The organism is Afipia sp. GW822-FHT04G07 (assembly GCF_058800765.1).
In genome coordinates, this window is the sequence record NZ_JBXAMP010000001.1 from 485612 (window position 1) to 502490 (window position 16879).

18 protein-coding genes, 1 tRNA gene and 1 pseudogene are annotated in these 16879 nt (G+C 62.6%); 6 read left to right on the forward strand and 14 right to left on the reverse strand.

All coding sequences use genetic code 11. The features are described 5' to 3' along the window. The first annotated feature begins 5 nt into the window (after nucleotides 1-5). On the forward strand, nucleotides 6-431 hold the full coding sequence (locus AC1RKJ_RS02340) for a PaaI family thioesterase (RefSeq protein WP_492789293.1): 426 nt from the start codon (nucleotides 6-8) through the stop codon (nucleotides 429-431). Here the strand turns inward: AC1RKJ_RS02340 and paaE are convergent, their stop codons facing one another. The 7 genes from paaE to AC1RKJ_RS02375 form a co-directional block, all read right to left on the reverse strand. Further along, nucleotides 432-1511, reverse strand: coding sequence for a 1,2-phenylacetyl-CoA epoxidase subunit PaaE (gene paaE, locus AC1RKJ_RS02345; RefSeq protein WP_492789294.1), 1080 nt, complete (start codon nucleotides 1509-1511; stop codon nucleotides 432-434). A 14-nt stretch (nucleotides 1512-1525) separates the two neighbouring features. Continuing rightward, a complete protein-coding gene (gene paaD, locus AC1RKJ_RS02350) occupies nucleotides 1526-2032 on the reverse strand; it encodes a 1,2-phenylacetyl-CoA epoxidase subunit PaaD (RefSeq protein ID WP_492789295.1) in 507 nt (168 codons plus the stop codon). Continuing rightward, a complete protein-coding gene (gene paaC, locus AC1RKJ_RS02355) occupies nucleotides 2026-2802 on the reverse strand; it encodes a 1,2-phenylacetyl-CoA epoxidase subunit PaaC (RefSeq protein WP_492789296.1) in 777 nt (258 codons plus the stop codon). Before paaC ends, paaD begins: the two co-directional genes overlap by 7 nt. Beyond that, the gene (paaB, locus tag AC1RKJ_RS02360; RefSeq protein ID WP_492789297.1) at nucleotides 2802-3089 is read right to left on the reverse strand and encodes a 1,2-phenylacetyl-CoA epoxidase subunit PaaB; all 288 of its coding nucleotides are present in this window, start codon (nucleotides 3087-3089) and stop codon (nucleotides 2802-2804) included. The genes paaC and paaB overlap by 1 nt, the downstream gene beginning before the upstream one ends. Nucleotides 3090-3098: 9 nt before the next feature. Further along, nucleotides 3099-4094, reverse strand: coding sequence for a 1,2-phenylacetyl-CoA epoxidase subunit PaaA (paaA, locus tag AC1RKJ_RS02365; RefSeq protein WP_492789298.1), 996 nt, complete (start codon nucleotides 4092-4094; stop codon nucleotides 3099-3101). A gap of 57 nt (nucleotides 4095-4151) precedes the next feature. After that, nucleotides 4152-5045 (reverse strand): phenylacetic acid degradation operon negative regulatory protein PaaX, encoded by an 894-nt coding sequence (gene paaX / locus AC1RKJ_RS02370; RefSeq protein ID WP_492789299.1) that lies wholly within the window; start codon nucleotides 5043-5045, stop codon nucleotides 4152-4154. Nucleotides 5046-5556: 511 nt separating this feature from the next. After that, nucleotides 5557-5631 (reverse strand) — tRNA-Glu (locus tag AC1RKJ_RS02375). Between the two features lie 294 nt (nucleotides 5632-5925). On the opposite strand from AC1RKJ_RS02375, the gene AC1RKJ_RS02380 reads away from it, so the two are divergent. Continuing rightward, complete coding sequence (locus AC1RKJ_RS02380; protein WP_492789300.1) at nucleotides 5926-6702, forward strand: cyclase family protein; 777 nt, start codon at nucleotides 5926-5928, stop codon at nucleotides 6700-6702. A gap of 94 nt (nucleotides 6703-6796) precedes the next feature. Then, nucleotides 6797-7369, forward strand: a complete 573-nt coding sequence (locus tag AC1RKJ_RS02385; RefSeq protein WP_492789301.1) for an HdeD family acid-resistance protein — start codon at nucleotides 6797-6799, stop codon at nucleotides 7367-7369. 54 nt (nucleotides 7370-7423) lie between these two features. Here AC1RKJ_RS02385 and AC1RKJ_RS02390 read toward each other — a convergent pair whose 3' ends face one another. From AC1RKJ_RS02390 to epmA, 4 genes are read right to left on the reverse strand one after another with little or no spacing between them, the layout of a single operon-like run. Next, nucleotides 7424-7675 carry a hypothetical protein gene (locus tag AC1RKJ_RS02390; RefSeq protein WP_492789302.1) on the reverse strand — a complete coding sequence of 84 codons (252 nt, stop codon included), beginning with the start codon at nucleotides 7673-7675 and terminating at the stop codon, nucleotides 7424-7426. A 41-nt stretch (nucleotides 7676-7716) separates the two neighbouring features. Continuing rightward, nucleotides 7717-7914, reverse strand: a complete 198-nt coding sequence (locus tag AC1RKJ_RS02395; RefSeq protein WP_492789303.1) for a hypothetical protein — start codon at nucleotides 7912-7914, stop codon at nucleotides 7717-7719. Between the two features lie 11 nt (nucleotides 7915-7925). Next, a complete protein-coding gene (locus AC1RKJ_RS02400; protein WP_492789304.1) occupies nucleotides 7926-8993 on the reverse strand; it encodes a lysine-2,3-aminomutase-like protein in 1068 nt (355 codons plus the stop codon). Continuing rightward, nucleotides 8990-10045, reverse strand: a complete 1056-nt coding sequence (epmA, locus tag AC1RKJ_RS02405) for an EF-P lysine aminoacylase EpmA (protein ID WP_492789305.1) — start codon at nucleotides 10043-10045, stop codon at nucleotides 8990-8992. The genes AC1RKJ_RS02400 and epmA overlap by 4 nt, the downstream gene beginning before the upstream one ends. 138 nt (nucleotides 10046-10183) lie before the next feature. On the opposite strand from epmA, the gene efp reads away from it, so the two are divergent. From efp to AC1RKJ_RS02420, 3 genes are all read left to right on the forward strand, one after another. Further along, entirely contained in the window at nucleotides 10184-10750 is a 567-nt protein-coding gene (gene efp, locus AC1RKJ_RS02410) for an elongation factor P (RefSeq protein WP_492789306.1), read from the forward strand. A gap of 64 nt (nucleotides 10751-10814) precedes the next feature. Further along, nucleotides 10815-12503 (forward strand): M23 family metallopeptidase, encoded by a 1689-nt coding sequence (locus tag AC1RKJ_RS02415; protein WP_492789307.1) that lies wholly within the window; start codon nucleotides 10815-10817, stop codon nucleotides 12501-12503. A 64-nt stretch (nucleotides 12504-12567) separates the two neighbouring features. Further along, nucleotides 12568-13800: a lytic murein transglycosylase gene (locus AC1RKJ_RS02420; protein ID WP_492789308.1), complete on the forward strand. Its 1233-nt coding sequence runs from the start codon at nucleotides 12568-12570 to the stop codon at nucleotides 13798-13800. Nucleotides 13801-13811: 11 nt separating this feature from the next. Here AC1RKJ_RS02420 and recJ read toward each other — a convergent pair whose 3' ends face one another. From recJ to AC1RKJ_RS02435, 3 genes and pseudogenes are all read right to left on the reverse strand, one after another. Further along, entirely contained in the window at nucleotides 13812-15653 is a 1842-nt protein-coding gene (gene recJ, locus AC1RKJ_RS02425; protein ID WP_492789309.1) for a single-stranded-DNA-specific exonuclease RecJ, read from the reverse strand. Between the two features lie 57 nt (nucleotides 15654-15710). After that, nucleotides 15711-16421 (reverse strand): haloacid dehalogenase type II, encoded by a 711-nt coding sequence (locus tag AC1RKJ_RS02430; protein WP_492789310.1) that lies wholly within the window; start codon nucleotides 16419-16421, stop codon nucleotides 15711-15713. 7 nt (nucleotides 16422-16428) lie between these two features. Then, nucleotides 16429-16876 (reverse strand): annotated as a pseudogene (locus AC1RKJ_RS02435) (GNAT family N-acetyltransferase). Between the last annotated feature and the right edge of the window lie 3 nt (nucleotides 16877-16879).

The following is a 16879-nucleotide window of genomic DNA, read 5'->3' on the forward strand; positions in this document are numbered from 1 at the left end:
CATCCATGCCGACATTCGACAAAACAGCCGCCGAAGCCTTGCTCGCATCCGCATTCGCGCCCTGGGTACAGGACCTGGGACTGTCGGTTGAATCCATCGACAAGGACAGTGCCGTGGTGCGAATGCGGTTTTCCGAGAAGCTCTGCCGCGACAACGGCGTGGTTTGCGGTCAATCGCTGATGGGCCTTGCCGATACTGCGATGGTTGTCGCGATCTGCGCGGCGGCGGGCGAGTATTTCCCGATGACCACAGTGGACCAGACCACCCACTTCATGCGCCCCGCCATGCGGGCCGATCTGCTGGCGGAGGCGCGCGTGGCGCGGATGGGAAAGACGATGGCCTATGGCACCGTCTCGATCCGCACGGACAGCGACGAGCGACCCGTGGCGATGGCGCAAACCGCCTACGCGCTGCTCCGCGACGCCAAGTAGCTACATCTGGTCGTAGTCGACCACGACGCGCGACGAGACAGGATGCGCCTGGCAGGTCAGCACGAACCCCGCTTCAAGCTCCCACGGCTCCAGCGAATAGTTCACGTCCATGGTCGTCTCGCCTTCGACGATCTTGGCGCGGCATGTGCTGCACATCCCGCCCTTGCAGGCATAAGGCAGGTCCATGCCGGCGCGCAGCGCGGCGTCGAGAATGGCTTCGCCCTCGGCAATCGGCACATCCTTGCGCTTGCCGTCCACGATCAATGACGCCACCGCCTTGGGCGGCGCTTCCGGCGCGACGTGAACCTTCGGACGCGGCTTGCCGCCGAATTCCGAGACAAAGCGCTCGACGTGGACATGATCCTTGGGAATGCCGAGACCGACGCATGTCGCCTCGATCTCCTCGCTCATGGCGACGGGACCGCAGACGAACACGTGATCGACCGCCGCCGCCGGCACCATCGCGCGCAGCAACACCTCGACCTTCTCGCGATCGAGACGGCCGTAAAGGATCGGCAGGTCCTGCTCTTCCTGCGACAACACATGGAACACCGACAGACGTCCCATGAATTGGTCTTTCAGTTCTTCCAGCGCTTCGCGGAACAGGATGCCGTTGGTCGCGCGGTTCCCATAAAACAGAAAGAAGCGGCTGTTGGGCTCGCGCGCGAGAATGCCACGCACGATGGAGATAATCGGTGTGATGCCGGAGCCGGCGGCAAATCCGACGTGAACCCGCGCTTCACCCGGTGCATGCGCCACGCCGAAGCGGCCTGTGGGCGTCATGACATCCAGTTCGTCACCGGATTTCAGTTCGTCCAGCGCCCAACTCGAGAACGCGCCGCCGTCGACTTTCTTGACTGCGATGCGCAACTCGCGATCGTCGGGGCTCGAACAGATCGAATAGGACCGGCGGATTTCCTCGCCGTCCATCGTGGTGCGCAGCGTCAGGTACTGACCCGGCGCGAAGGCATAATCCTCGGCCAACTCACCCGGAATGGCGAACGTCATCGACACTGCGTCGGATGTCTCGCGGCGCAGATCGTCGATGGCGAGACGGTGAAACTTTGGAACGTGTGACATCGACATGTCCAGTGTTAGTGGCACTTGAAGTAATCGAACGGCTCGCGGCACGCCTTGCAGCGCCACAGGGCCTTGCAGGACGTCGAGCCGAATTCGGAAAGGACCTCCGTATCCACCGAACCGCATTGCGGGCACGCCACCTGCTGTTCGCCGAACAGCGCGCGCCGTCCTCCGCCGGCCTGCGGCGGCGCGATGCCGTACTCTTTCAGCTTCTCGCGGCCCTGCTCGCTCATCCAGTCGGTCGTCCACGCGGGCGACAACACCGTTCGTATCGTGGGATTGCGGATGCCCTCGCGCTCCAGCGCGAGTTCGATTTCCAGCGCGATCATGTTCATCGCCGGGCAACCCGAATAGGTCGGTGTGATTGCAACCTCCACCGCGCCGTCATCCGTGACGGTGACCTCACGCAGCACGCCGAGGTCAGCAATGGTCAGCACCGGAATTTCAGGATCGACCACCTGCGCCGCCGCGTTCCAAGCGGTCTGCCGCAGATCATGCGTTGTGGTGCCGAGGGTCACCATGTCGCGTTCGGAAAGGTTCGCTGCATCGATTGCAGTTCGCTGAGCAGATGCCCAAGATGTTCGGTGTGGTTGCCGGTGCGGCCGCCCTTCTGCATCCAGTCGCTCGCGGGGCGCTTGAGTGTCGCTACGCCAAGAACATTGGAAACGGTATCGATCCAGCGCGCGCGCAGGCTTTCAGGATCGATTGCGACGCCGGATGAAATCAGCAACGCGTCGGCTTCGTCGGCATGAAACAGTTCGCCGGTGAAGGCCCACAGATCGTCGACGGCCGTCTGCCCGCGGCGATGGCTTTCGTCGGTGCCGTCGCCGAGCCGGATCACCCATTCCGAGGTGTGCCGGAGATGATAGGCGCTTTCCTTCTCGGATTTCGCGGCAATCGCCGCGAGTGTCTCGTCCTTCGACGCCATCATGGCGCGCCAGTACGGATCGGCGAACGCGGAATAGAAGAACTGCCGCACGATGGTGCGGGCGAAATCACCGTTCGGCTGTTCGACCAGCAACAGGTTGCGGTACTGGCGCACGTCGCGCAGGTAAGCGTACTTGTCTTCGTCGTTGCCCGCGTTTTCGACCTTCGCGGCATAGGTATAGAGTTCGCGCGCCTGCCCGATCAGATCGAGGCCCATGTTGGCGAGCGCCATGTCCTCTTCCATCATGGGCGCATGGCCGCACCATTCCGACAGACGATGTCCGAGGATCAGCGCATCGTCAGCCCTGCGCAGCGCATAAAGCACCAGCGGACTCTCTTTGACCTTGATCGATGCGACAGTCATCACATATGTCCGACTTCGTCAGGCACGTCGTAGAATGTCGGGTGGCGGTAGATCTTCGACATCGCCGGCTCGAACATCATGCCTTTCTCCGACGGATCGGACGCGACAATCGCGTTCGACGGTACGACCCAAATCGAGAGCCCCTCGCCGCGGCGCGTGTAGATGTCGCGCGCAGCCTGAAGCGCCAGCGTGGCGTCCACGGCATGGAGCGAGCCCACATGCTTGTGCGCGAGGCCGTTGCGGCTGCGGATGAAGACTTCCCACAACTGTATATTCTGAGTGGTCATGACTTCCTCCTAGGCCGCAACCGCAGCGGTACGGCGCGCTTGTTGTTTCTCAGCATAAGCGATGGCGGCGTCCCGCACCCACTGGCCCTCGTCATGCGCCTTCCGGCGCGCGGCGAGACGGTCGCGGTTGCACGGGCCGTTGCCCGAGAGCACCTGCTTGAATTCGTTCCAGTCGATCGCGCCGTAATCCCAATGGCCGGTCGCCTCGTTCCATTTCAGGTCGGCATCCGGAAGCGTGAGGCCGAGATACTGCGCCTGCGGCACCGTCGCATCGATGAACTTCTGGCGCAGATCGTCGTTGGAGAAGCGCTTGATCTTCCACTGGGTCGATTGGTCGCCGTGCTGGCTGAGCTGATCCGGCGGGCCGAACATCATCAGGCATGGCCACCACCAGCGATCGAGCGCGTTCTGCGCCATCGCCTTCTGCTCCTCGGTGCCGCGCGACAGCGTCACCATGATTTCGTAGCCCTGACGCTGGTGGAACGACTCTTCCTTGCAGACGCGGATCATGGCGCGCGCATAAGGACCGTAGGAGCAACGGCACAGCGGAATCTGGTTCATGATGGCCGCGCCATCGACCAGCCAGCCGATCGCGCCGATGTCGGCCCAGGTCGGCGTGGGATAGTTGAAGATAGAGGAATACTTCGCCTTGCCGGCAAGCATCAGGTCGACGAGTTCTTCGCGCGACGTGCCGAGCGTCTCGGCCGCCGCATAGAGGTAAAGCCCGTGGCCGCACTCGTCCTGCACCTTCGCCAGCAGCGCTGCCTTGCGGCGCAGCGTCGGCGCGCGGGTGATCCAGTTGCCCTCAGGCAGCATCCCGACGATCTCGGAATGCGCGTGCTGTGAAATCTGCCGCGTCAGCGTCTTGCGATAGGCCGCCGGCATCCAGTCGTTCGGCTCGATCCTGTCATCGGCATCGATGCGCGCCTGAAAATGCGCCGCGCGTTCGGGGTCCTCGACGTGAACGACCTCGGCTTCCGATGTGTTGAGCGCTTGCGTGTACATCGCCGTTTCCTCCGGGGAGACGCCGATAAACATATAACACAAAATTCGATACGCAAGTTATTTTTGTAACATATTGCGCTGCACGTCCGAAAATCGCCGGCCGAGTTCCGGTCCGGGGGGACGCAGCGGGCCGGTTGCACTTTCGCCATGGGCGTCCAGCCAGGCCTCGGAAGCCGGCAGAAGTGCCTGATAAAGCCGTGCACAGAGCTGGCGGGCATCGAGCGCCGGCCAGTCCGGCGGCAACAGCGACGCCGGCAGCAACGGATCGCGCAGGACGACGCGCCGATAATGATGGATCAACAGAACCCGCGCGAGCATGGCGTCGGCGGGCGAGATCTTGTCCGCGTCGTCGGCCCAGCTTTCGAGCGGCGCGAAGATTTTCATGAACTCGCGGTACGACTCAGCCGTGCGCTCAAGCGACCAGCTCGCGTCCACCAGCCGCCGCCCCATCGCGTCGTCCGCGGACACCTCGAGCCTGATCGCGCCTGCGGCATCGGACGGCACCGGCACACTCGACGGCGCCACCCATACGCCCGGCATCGGACTGCCGAAACCGGCCTCAGTCAGAACGGCGCGGGACGCTTCGCGGTCGGCACCGTTGCCGATCAGCAGGAGTTCAAAGCGCCCTGCCCACTTTGTCGGATGCGGATTGTAGACATGCGCGACGGCGGTCTCGAATCGTTCGCGGCCGGTCTTCGCCAGCTTGTAAAAGCTCTTGCGGCCGGCCTTGTCGCGATCGAGCCAGCCGTCGGCAGCAAGCCGCGACACCGCAGTGCGGACCACGCCGCCGTCGGTCCCGAGCATGTCGAGAAATTGCAGCAGCGTGCCGAGCCAGACCGTGCCGCCGCGCGGCAGGATGGCGTCGCCGTAGAATGTGATGATGAGCGATCCGGTGCGCGAAGGCTCACGCTTGAATCGGCTGACGATGCGGGACAGCGAAGGAGGACTCATGGGCACGCAGCATAGTGCATTCCGCCCATGGGGCGAGCCCGGATCGGCACGATCGCGCGGGGGACGGCCTCCTCATCAAGATGGTGGCGCGATGAAATGCTTAAAACTCATGTTCAATATTTCACATGAGCTTCTTTATCCAATATCTGAGAAGTGTCACGCGCCCCAGAACAGCGGAGAATCCCCGATTTTGGGTGCCGCGTTCCAACTGCGCGCCGCGAGGGCGCGCTCAATTGCGATTCGATCGGCTCCGCGCGATCAAACGTTGAAGTGCCAGATCAGCAGAACGACGCCCAAGACCGCGGCGCTACTGAGCGCCCAACCGGCGACGTACGCAGCCTCTTCCAGACCTGGACTGCCCATATGTTCTGGCGGACTTCCGTGGATTTGGTGCCAATGGTGAGCCATTGCAGCCTCCGAGTTGCCCCGTCAGGAACAATGCGGGACGCCGCCCGGAGTTCCGGCGCTGACCTGGATTTTGAGGAGGTATTGGCACTTCAAGCGCGAAAAGTGGCGCTCCCTAGCGGAATCGAACCGCTCTCTCCACCGTGAAAGGGTGGCGTCCTAACCGATAGACGAAGGGAGCGAAAAGCCGGCAAACGGTTCGCGCACGAACTGCCTGTACCGCTGTCTTCCCGCCTTGGACAGGCCAGTATAACCGCGCAAAATCAATACCTTGGCATTGTTTTGGAGCGACGACGGCCCAAATCGACAAGGTGATTTGGCCAACGCGTCGGAACGTATAATGGCGTTTCGCGGCAGCGGCAAGCCTGACAGTCCACCTCCTTGAGCCTGATCCTCACCTTCATGCACACTCCCGAAATCAGGCCCGGAATCGGCCTGATCACGCGCAGCCAACCCAACCGCCGGAGCACCACCCATGACCCGCAAGCTGATCGATATTTCGGTGCCTCTGCAAAACGACGTGCCGGCCGATCCGCCCGGCAACCATCCGACCATCCAGTACATCGATCACCAGCAGGGCCTCCCGCGCATGTTGCAGTTCTTCGACGGACTGAAGAAAGAGTATCTGCCGGACGGTCAGGGCTGGGCCGTGGAGCAAATCAATCTCTCGACCCACAACGGAACCCATCTGGACGCGCCCTATCACTTTCATCCCACCATGAATCGCGGCGAGCGGTCCTGGACCATTGACGAAGTCCCGCTGGACTGGTGCCTGCAGCCGGGCGTGAAGCTCGACTTCCGGCATTTCCCCGATGGCTACGTCGCGACCGCCGCCGATGTCGAAAGCGAATTAAAGCGGATCGGGCACACTCTGAAGCCGCTCGAAATCGTTGTCGTCAACACCAGCGCGGGTGCCAAATACGGCCGGCAGGACTACGTCATCTCCGGTTGCGGCATGGGCTACGAAGCAACCATGTATCTGCTGGAACACGGCGTGCGGCTCACCGGCACCGACGGCTGGAGCTGGGACGCGCCGTTCGTCCACACCGCGAAGAAGTATGCTGAGACGAAAGACGCGAGCTTGATCTGGGAGGGCCACAAGGCCGGCCGCCACATCGGCTATTGCCATCTCGAGAAACTGCACAATTTGGAACAATTGCCATCGACCGGATTCACGGTGTCGTGCTTCCCGGTCAAGATTGAGCGCGCGTCCGCAGGCTGGACCCGCGCGGTCGCCATTCTGGACGCATAGCCCCGATGCGAATAGCCCTTAACACAAGGGCAATCACGGGACTAAGCTGATGCCGGCCGGCGATGGCCGGATCAGGAACATGGAGAGACCGTCGATGACGATGCCTCAGGATGTCGCCCGGCTTCAATCGCAGATGAAGGAAGCCGTCAAGGCGAACTGGAAAGCCTTCCTCATCGAAGGCATCGTGCTCGTGATCCTGGGAATGGCGGCGATTGCAATTCCGCTGCTGGCCAGCATCGCGGTGACGATCTTCCTCGGCTGGCTGTTCCTGATCAGCGGCGTGGTGGGACTCTACCTCACCTTCACCACGCGCGACATGCCCGGCTTCTGGTGGTCGCTGCTCTCCGCGGTCCTAGCGCTTGGCGCAGGCATCATCCTGCTGGTTCAGCCGGTCGCTGGAACACTGACGCTCACCCTCGTGGTCAGCGCCTACTTCATTGCAGAAGGCATCACGACGATCATGTACGCGCTCGCCCATCGGCGCGAATTGTCCGGACGATGGGGATGGCTGCTGATGTCGGGTCTTGTCGATCTGGTGGTGGCCGGATTGATTATCGCGGGGCTTCCCGGATCAGCCGCATGGGCCATCGGCCTGCTGGTCGGCATCAATCTCGTTTTCGGCGGCACATCCCTGATCGGGATGGCGCTCGCTGCGCGCAACTCCTGACACCGTTAGGACCACTGCGATCCGCAGAGGCTGTTCCCGACAGCCTCTGTTCTCTTAACAGCCGCGGCAAATGCCCTTGATTTTGCGATCGAGCACCTTGTCCTCGGCCGATTCCGTGTAGTTCTTTTCCTGCGCAGCCGGCACATCGGCGGCCCGAGGTTGACGATGACCGACCGGCGCGCTGGGAACGCCACGCGTCTCCGATGATGGGTTTGCCGGACCCGAGGTGCCGCTCTTGCTTTGCGCGACGGCGCCGGAGACGCCTAACAGCAAGACGGTGACGGCGATTGGGAGGATCTTTTTCATGTCACATCTCCACCAATATGATTCCTCAGCGTGATGTCATCTTACTGGGAACCGGCAGGACTTTCTATCGTTCCGCAATTGCGCCGCCCCTGCGCCGCACAATCCTGTGCCTTGCGAACATCGGCCATCGATCCAAGCAGCCAGATACCAGCCGCCACCAGCACCACGAAAAAACCAAGCATTACAGCGTTTTCGACGCCGCGGTTGCCCTCATCGTCGGGTGGTTCAGGCGCCGGCATCGTCAGGCCGTCTATTGCGCAGGCGGATAGAGGTGAACATCGCCGCAGTAATCCACGACGCGGTATTGCTGCTCTGCATTTTCACCCGTCTGTGACAGATACTGTGGGCCGACCGGCGCCTTGCCGTGACCGCCCGGAATGTCGAGCACGTAATCCGGCTGGCACAGGCCGGACACGCGGCCGCGCAACGCATGCATCAGTTTTTGTCCGTGCTCCAGCGTCGTCCGCAAATGCGCGGTGCCCGGCGCGAGATCACCGTGATGCAGATAGTAGGGTTTGATCCGGCATTCCACGAAGCTGCGCATCAAGGCTTCCAGCGTCGCGGCGTCGTCATTCACGCCGCGCAGCAGCACCGACTGGCTCACCATCGGAATGCCGGCGTCGACCATGCGCGCGCACGCGGCGCGCGCCTCAAGCGTCAGTTCGCGCGGATGATTGACGTGCAGCGCGACCCACGTCGTCGCACCATCGACCTTCAACGCCGCGACGGTCTCGTCAGTCACCTTTGCAGGGTCGGCGACCGGCACGCGGGTATGAATGCGGATGATCTTGACGTGATCAATGGCGGCGAGATCGTTCATGATCTCCTTCAAACGCCGTGCCGACAGCATCAGCGGATCGCCGCCGGTCAAAATCACTTCCCAGATTTCAGGGTGCGACCGGATGTAATCCAGCGCCGCCCCATAGGCTTCGTTCGAGAGTGCCGTCTCCTTTCCCGGCCCCACCATCTCGCGGCGAAAGCAGAACCGGCAATACACCGCGCAGACATGCACCAGCTTGAACAGCACGCGGTCCGGATAGCGATGCACGATGCCGCTGACCGGCGCGTGCGCGTGATCGCCGATAGGATCGGCGTTCTCGCCGGGATGTGAAATCAGTTCCTCGGCCGACGGAATATACTGCCGCGCGATCGGGTCATGCGGATCGGACGGATCGATCAGCGCCGCGACAGCGGGCGTCACCGCGATGGCATAACGTGCAGCGACTTGTTCCAGCGCGGATAGATCGTCAGGTGACGCGAGGCCATTCCCGATCAGGTCGGCGGGCGTTCGCAGCGTCGTGGCGGGACGGCCGGTCATGCATCACCTTCCGGCGGCGGTGTCCACACCACCTGGTCGATCCGCGTGGCGCCACTCGCCAGCATCACCAGCCTGTCGAAGCCAAGCGCCACGCCGCAGGCTTCCGGCATCTGCGCCATCGCCGCGAGAAAATCCTCGTCCAGCGGATAGCGTTCGCCGTATCGCCGCTCTTTCTCGTCCATCGCTGCGGTGAACCGCAGCCGCTGCTCGCCGGCGTCGATCAACTCGCCGAACCCGTTCGCAAGTTCGACGCCGCAGGCATAAACTTCAAAGCGTTCGGCGACACGCGGATCGGACGGCTTGGCGCGCGCCAGCGCTGATTCCGGCGCGGGGTATTCATAAAGGATCGTCAAACGCTCCTGCCCCAGATGCGGCTCGATATGCTCGACCAGAACCTTGCTGAAGATATCGGACCAGGTGTCGTCATCGGTGACGCGAATCTTCTCCGCAGCAGCCACGGCCAATGCATCCCGGTCGGCGCGACCATCAGAAATTGTGGCGAGCAGATCGATTCCGGCGAAGCGTGTGAATGCATCCGCGACCGTCAACAGATCGGGCTCGGCAAATGGATCAGCAGTGTGCCCGCGAAACGAAAACATCCCGATCCCGGTGGTCTGGGCCGCATGGGCGATGACGACGACGGTGTCCGCCATCACCGCCTCGTAGCCTTCGTTGGCGCGATACCATTCCAGCATCGTGAATTCGGGAAGATGAAGCGGGCCACGCTCGCGATCCCGGAACACGCGGGCGAATTCCACGATTCGGGTCTCGCCGGCGGCAAGCAGTTTCTTGCAGGCGAATTCGGGCGACGTTCGCAGATAATGCCGCGACCTGTCACCGGAACCGGAGGTCAGATCAACCGAGGGGGCATGAAGGTGGGTCTCGTTGCCGGGCGATTTTTGGAGGATTCCGGTCTCGACCTCCGCGAATCCCTCATCTTCGAACCAATCCCTGAGCGCTCGCGAAATCGCGCTCCGCGCCTGTAAAAACGGCTTGCGGTCGCGGTGCCGTTCGGGGGTCCACCAGGGCGACAGCTTCTGTTCCACGCTCATGCGGGAAATGCCCGATTCTGCACCAAAATGCTGGCTTTGACGCTCCAAATCAGTATGTTGCAGCCGGAAACCGCCCTGCCGGACTCCGCTGTGCCGAGCCGGCGCCGCGACCGGCCCCGAACATTAGGAAACCTATCTGTGAAAGTCATCGCCAGTTCGATCCGCAAGGGCAACATCATTGAGCAGGACGGCAAGCTATATGTCGTTCTGACTGCGGAGAACATCCACCCCGGCAAGGGAACTCCCGTCAGCCAGATCGAAATGCGCCGAATCAGCGACGGCACCAAGGTGTCTGAGCGCTACAAGACCACCGATCAGGTCGAGCGCGCTTTCGTCGAGGACCGCGACTACAACTATCTCTACGAAGACGGCGACGGCTTCCACTTCATGAACAATGAAAACTACGACCAGTTGCTGGTCCCGAAGGATGTGGTCGGCACGCAGGCCCCCTACCTCCAGGAAAACATGACCGTGAAGCTGTCGATCCACGACAACATCGCGGTCGCCATCACACTTCCCCAGCGCACCACGCTTGAGGTTGTGGATACCGAGCCGGTGACCAAGGGACAGACCGCCTCCTCGTCCTACAAGCCCGCGATGCTGGCGAACGGCGTCCGCACATTGGTGCCGCCGCATATCGGCACGGGCACGCGCATCGTCGTCATGACGGAAGACGGTTCCTACGTCGAGCGCGCCAAGGATTGAGCGCGGGTCTCGCGAGGATGCATTGAGGCTGGCGAGAACACAAAATCGGGGAAGAACGGCATCGGTGAAATCCCGGTGCCGCTCTCTGGTTCTGGCGGGGATCGCAGGCATCGTCTCCCTAATCGTCGTCTCGCAACCACTTCACGCGGACGAATTCAGAACGCCGGCAGTGACCGTGGTCAGGGCCGATTGGCCGGCCGCCGCCGGTCAGTTGAAGGCCGAGATCGCCACACAGCCGCTCGCGGCCGATCAGTTCAACTTCACGGGTGACCGCCGGTCGCGTCAGATCAACCCGCGTCGCATCGCATCACTCTCGCAGCTCAACGCGGTGACGTCCCCGATCTTTCCCGGAATCGGACAAAGTCCGGTGCCGGTGCTGCTGCCCTTCGACAGCGCGCTGTATCTCACCGACCGTGAAAACGGCGCGATCAACCTTCTCATCTCCCGCTATCAGGCAGGCTTCAACGCCGCCGCCATGTTCGATGCGGGGCCATCCGGCTACAACGCTGTCTTCACATTGGATCGCGGCGAAGGCGAAAAGATGCCGTCCCGGATCTATTTGCAGCCGGTCGAAGTCCAGATCACCGGATCGCTGCTGATCTATGACATCAAGGACTCGCTCGCGGGAAAAGGCCAGGCGGTCAAGGCGCTGGCTACGCAGTTTCCGAATCTCCGGCGGGTGATCCGCGAAGGCTATGTGCGATACGCCTTCACGCGCTTCGGTGTTCCCTATGTGGTGTCGATCCAGTGCCGCGACAGCGCCGCGCGCAGCAAACGCCTGTCCTGCCGCGAAGCCTCCTCGGTCGCCGAGCAATTCCTCAAGGCGCTGCGGGTTGCGGGCGGCAGGCCGGGCAACCCGCGCTACAATATTGCCTCGATCGTTTCCGAACGGCCGGTCGAATACGCCACGGATTTCACCTATCGCGAGCCGGGACAAATCATCGCCAACAGCGGCTATCGCGGGCAGAGCGGCCATCGGGACATGACCGTCTATGCGCAGATCCGCTTTCCAATCGAGAAAGCTCCGGCGTTCGCCAACTCGCAGTCCTTCATGAGCTGGGGCGATTGCAATCTCACCGGGCGGGTCTCGTTCCGCTCGACGAAGGGAGACGAGTACCGCTGTAAGCGTAACGACAAACCGCTGGTGTTCGACGAATCCGCCAAGGAGAATTACAGTTATCCTTGGCAGGACAATTTTTGCGAGACACGCGACTTCGAGGTCGGCCAGTGTGCAAATGGCATGGGTCACCAGGGGCAAGACATCCGGCCTTCGACCTGTCATCTTCGCAACGACGGCGCCGATCGCTGCCTGCCCGATATCTTTCCGGCGGTCGCGGTGCGCGACGGCGTGTTGATCCGTGCACAAAAGCAACAGGCCCTGTTCCTGCTGGTCAACACACGCAACGAGCACATCCGCTTCCGTTACATGCACATGAATCCAGCGCGCATGGATGCCGACGGCGCGGTTCATGGCCGGCGGGTGTCCGAGGGCGAGCGGATCGGCGTGGTGTCGAATTTTCAGGATCACGCCGGCGGCACGACCAGTCATTTGCATTTCGACGTGCAGGTGTTTACGCGCGACGGCTGGCTGTGGGTCAATCCTTACGTCACGCTGATCTCCGCCTATGAGCGCCTGATCGGCGGCCGCGGGCGCGAATTCATCCCGCCGCTGCCTGAAGCATCCGCGATGGCCCATGCCATGCCTCCGGGAGACACGACGCCTGTCTCCTCCAAGGAAGGCGAAAGCAGATAGTCCATTCGGTTCCGCGGCAGATTGGCCTTTGGCCGAACCGGGCAAGTCACGCTAGAGTGGCCGCATGACGCATCGAGATTCTTTGAACGGAAAATCCCTGACGCGGCGAACGCTGCTGGGCGCAGCCATCAGCGCAGGCGCGCTGGTGGCAAGTCCACTTCGCGCATTTGCCGCCCCGCCCGGCTTCGATCAATGGCGCGAAGGCTTTCGCGCTCGCGCGCTGGCGAAGGGCATTTCCGAAGGCACTTATATTCGTGTGCTGAGCCGCATCGAACCGGACATGAGCGTGTTCGAGAAGATGCGCAAGCAGCCCGAGTTCAACGAGCAGCTCTGGCAGTACATCAACCGCCGCGTCTCGGACTGGCGGCTGAGCGCGGGCAAGGCAGCGCTTCAAAAACACGCTGCGCTGTTCACGCGCATCGAAAAGGACTTCGGCGTCGAGCGCGGCACGCTGCTGGCGCTGTGGGGCGTCGAGACGGCTTACGGCGATCCGCTGGTGCAGCAGAACCATATGCGCCCGGTGTTTCCTTCGCTGGTCGCGCTGGCGTGGAACGAGCCGCGCCGCCGCGCCTATTGGGAGACCGAACTGATCAATGCGCTGCGCATTGTCGACAAGCACTGGAGCACGCCGGAAGAAATGCGCGGCTCATGGGCCGGCGCGATGGGCCACACCCAGTGGATGCCGGAAGTCTGGCTCAATGTCGGATTCGACTATGACGGCGATGGCCGCGTTTCGCCCTTCGGCAAGCCGGACGACGCGCTCGGCTCCAGCGCGCGTTATCTCGTCAACCGCGGCAAATACCGGCGTGGCGAACATTGGGGCTACGAAGTGCGCGGCGCGACAGGCGGCAGCGGCAACAAGAGTTATGCGCAATGGGCGGCGGCAGGCGTCACTCGCGCCGATGGCCAGCCGTTTCCGCGTCCCAACGACAAGGCGCAGCTATGGGTCCCCGTTCAGGGCGGCCCGTCATTCCTGCTGGGGCCGAACTTCTACGCCGTGAAGAGCTACAATCCGTCGATGAACTACGCACTTGCCATCGTCCATCTGGGCGACCGCATCCTGGGCGGCGGTCCATTCGTGCAGCCCTTCCCCGGATCGGAACGCGCACTGACGCTTGCCGAAGTTCAGGAAGTCCAGACGCGCCTGACCAAAGCGGGCTTCGACACCGGCGGCACCGATGGGCGCGTCGGCAACGACACCATGAAGGCGGTCAGGGATTTCCAGGCCAAGGCAGGATTGCTGCCCGCCGACGGCTATGCCGGATTGAAGGTGCTGGCGAAGCTGCGGGGCTCGTAGCCGCTTTCGTTTTACCGGATCACCGCAGGCCCAGGATCCGGAACCGCGACGTCCGTGACGCGCATCTGTACCCGCTCGGAGCCCTGCCAGCGATCGACCGTCAGCGATCCCGCGACATGAAGCATCTGGCCACGATTTTCGAGCAGCGCGTTGCCTAGCTTCTGTCCGACGGAGCGAAACGCGATGCCGTTCACGAAAGACCCATCGCCCGATTTAAAACGCAGGCGCAGATGCGCTTGCCCGACCTCATCGGCAAAAACCAATTGATGTGACGGCAGCGCGATCAGCGGTTCGGGATTGCCCGCGCCGAACGGTCCGGCGCGGTTCATGGTGTTGACGAAATCGGTCGTCACCGCACGCGCGCTCACCGCGCCATCGATGAACAGTTCGTTGGCGTGGCGCGCATCCGTCACAGCGCTGGCGAGTGCGGTTTCGACAAACGCACGGAATTCGGCGAGGCGCTCTTTTTTCAGAGTGATACCCGCCGCCATCGCGTGGCCGCCGCCTTTCAGCAAGATCCCCTCGTTCACCGCCTCGCGCACCACCCTGCCGAGATCGACGCCCGGAATGGAGCGGCCCGATCCGGTGCCGATACCGCCCGGCTCGAGCGCAATGGCGAAGGCGGGCCGCGAGAATTTTTCCTTGAGGCGCGACGCCACGAGACCCACCACGCCCGGATGCCAGCCCTCCGAGGCCGTGACGATCACCGAGCCCTTGTCGTCAAGGCCGAGCGAGGCCAGCGCTTCGGCTTCCGCCTGCGCTTCCGCCATCTGCTCGATGACGCGGCGTTCGGTGTTCAGCCGGTCGAGTTCTGCGGCAATCCGTGCCGCTTCCGAAATATCGCCTTCCAGCAGGAGCCGCACGCCGAGATCAGCGCGCCCGATGCGGCCGCCGGCATTGATACGCGGGCCGAGCGTGAAACCCAGATGCCACGCTTCCGGCGGGCCGGTGAGACGGGCGACATCCATCAGCGCGGTATGGCCGACATGATCGCGGCGGCGCAACGCTATCAGCCCCTTGGCAACGAAGGCGCGGTTGAGGCCGATCAGCGCGGCGACATCGGCCACCGTGCCGAGCGCAACGTGATGGAGGGCATCCAGCAGATTGGGCTCCGGCCGCTCGTCGGTCCAGAAATTACGCGCGCGCAACTCGCGGTTCACAGCCACCAGCGTGACGAACACAAGCCCCACGGCGGCGAGATGACCGAGGCCCGACAGATCGTCGGGCCGGTTGGGATTGACCAGCGCATCCACAATGGGGAGCTCATCGCCGCACTGGTGATGATCGATCACGACCACGCTCATGCCGAGCTTCTTGGCTTCAGCCAATGGCTCGATGCTGGTGGTCCCGCAATCGACGGTTACCAGCAATGTCGCGCCCTTGCCCGCGAGACCGCGCACAGCTTCGACATTGGGCCCGTAGCCTTCGAAGATGCGGTCGGGAATATGGATCAGCGGATCGAGCCCGCAATGGCGCAGATGCCAGGTCAGCAGCGCCGCCGAGGTCGCACCATCCACATCGTAGTCGCCGAAAATCGCAACCTTCTCGCCGCGCGTGGCAGCATCCGCGATGCGTTTGGCGGCGGCTTCCATCTCGGTGACGGTTAGCGGGTCCGGCAACAGCTTGCGAATGGTCGGATCGAGGAAGTCATCGACCGCGTCGATATCAATGCCCCGCCCTGCGATGATCCGCGCCAGCATTTCCGGCACCTGATAGCGCTGCGCGATGGCGAGCGCACGCGCCGCACCACGTGGATCAAGCCGGTCGCGCCAGAATTTGCCCGTGGCTGACTGCACCACGCCCAGGAAGGCCGGCGGCGTTTCAACGGGCAAAGCGGATGCAGGGAGCGTCATGATGCCTTCCGCAGGTAAGCACGAAGCGTCAACGTTCAATGATTCGCGGACGCGCGATCAGCAGCCCAGTTTGTCAGCCAGGTCGTTGAAGTCCTTCACGACAAAATCCCAGTTTCCATCGGCCTTGAAGTCACGATTCTGGAACGGGCCATACTCCGTCACGCGCGGCACGAATGCGGTCTTCAGACCAAAGCTCTGCGCAGCGGCGAGATCGCTGTTATGCGCGGCGACCAGCATGACTTCATCGGGTTTGAGGCTGAGAATCTTCGCAGCCCCCAGATAAGCTTCTTTATCGGGCTTGTAGTGGCCGAACACCTCGGCGCTCAGCACAAGGTCCCACGGCAGGCCAGCGAACTTCGCCATGTTGGTCAGCAACGCCACATTGCCGTTGGACAGCGGCCCGATGATGAACTTCGTTTTGAGACGCGTCAGACCGCCGACGCTGTCCGGCCACGGACGAAGGCTATGCCAGCCGCGCGTGAGATAGTCATAATCTTTCGCGGTAAGACCTGTGATTCCGAGCTTGGCCGCGAGCGGCTCAATGGACCGGCGCTGCAAGTCATCGAGGATGACGAAGCCACGCTCGGGATGCTTGCGAACCTCGTCCATCGAAGGCATGTACGCGGCGCGCCAGCCGTCGACCAGCGCGGTCCAGTCGCCCTTGATACCCTTCGCCTTGCCCCATGCGGTGAAGTTATCGATCAGGCTGGTCCGCCAGTCGACCACGGTGCCGAATACGTCGAACAGCAGCGCCTTCACATCCGACATCGAAGCCTCATAAAATCTTGCGGTACTGCATGAAGCCGGAGCGGTCCGCAACTTCATCGTAGAGAATCTGCGCGCGCATTCTCGAACTGGGTCAGCCAATGCACACGACTCGCGCCCGCGGCCCTCGCCTTCTCGTAGACGGCCTCGATCAGCTTGCGGCCGACGCCGTGTCCCCGCGCGCCTTCGTTCACGAACAGATCCTGCAGGTAGCAATAGTCGCCGGTGGTCCAGCAGGAGCGATGATAAAGGAAATGCACAATGCCGGTCAGCGTGCCGTCCACATACGCACCCAGCACGTACATTGGCTCTGCGTCATCGTGAAAGCGCTGCCATGTAACGTTGGTAGTCGCAGCCGGAACCGACGCCTTGTAGAATTTCAGATAACCGGCCCATAGCGGCTCCCACGCCGCGCGCTCATCCTCGCGAAGCGGCCGGATGACAACGCGCTCGGTCATGGG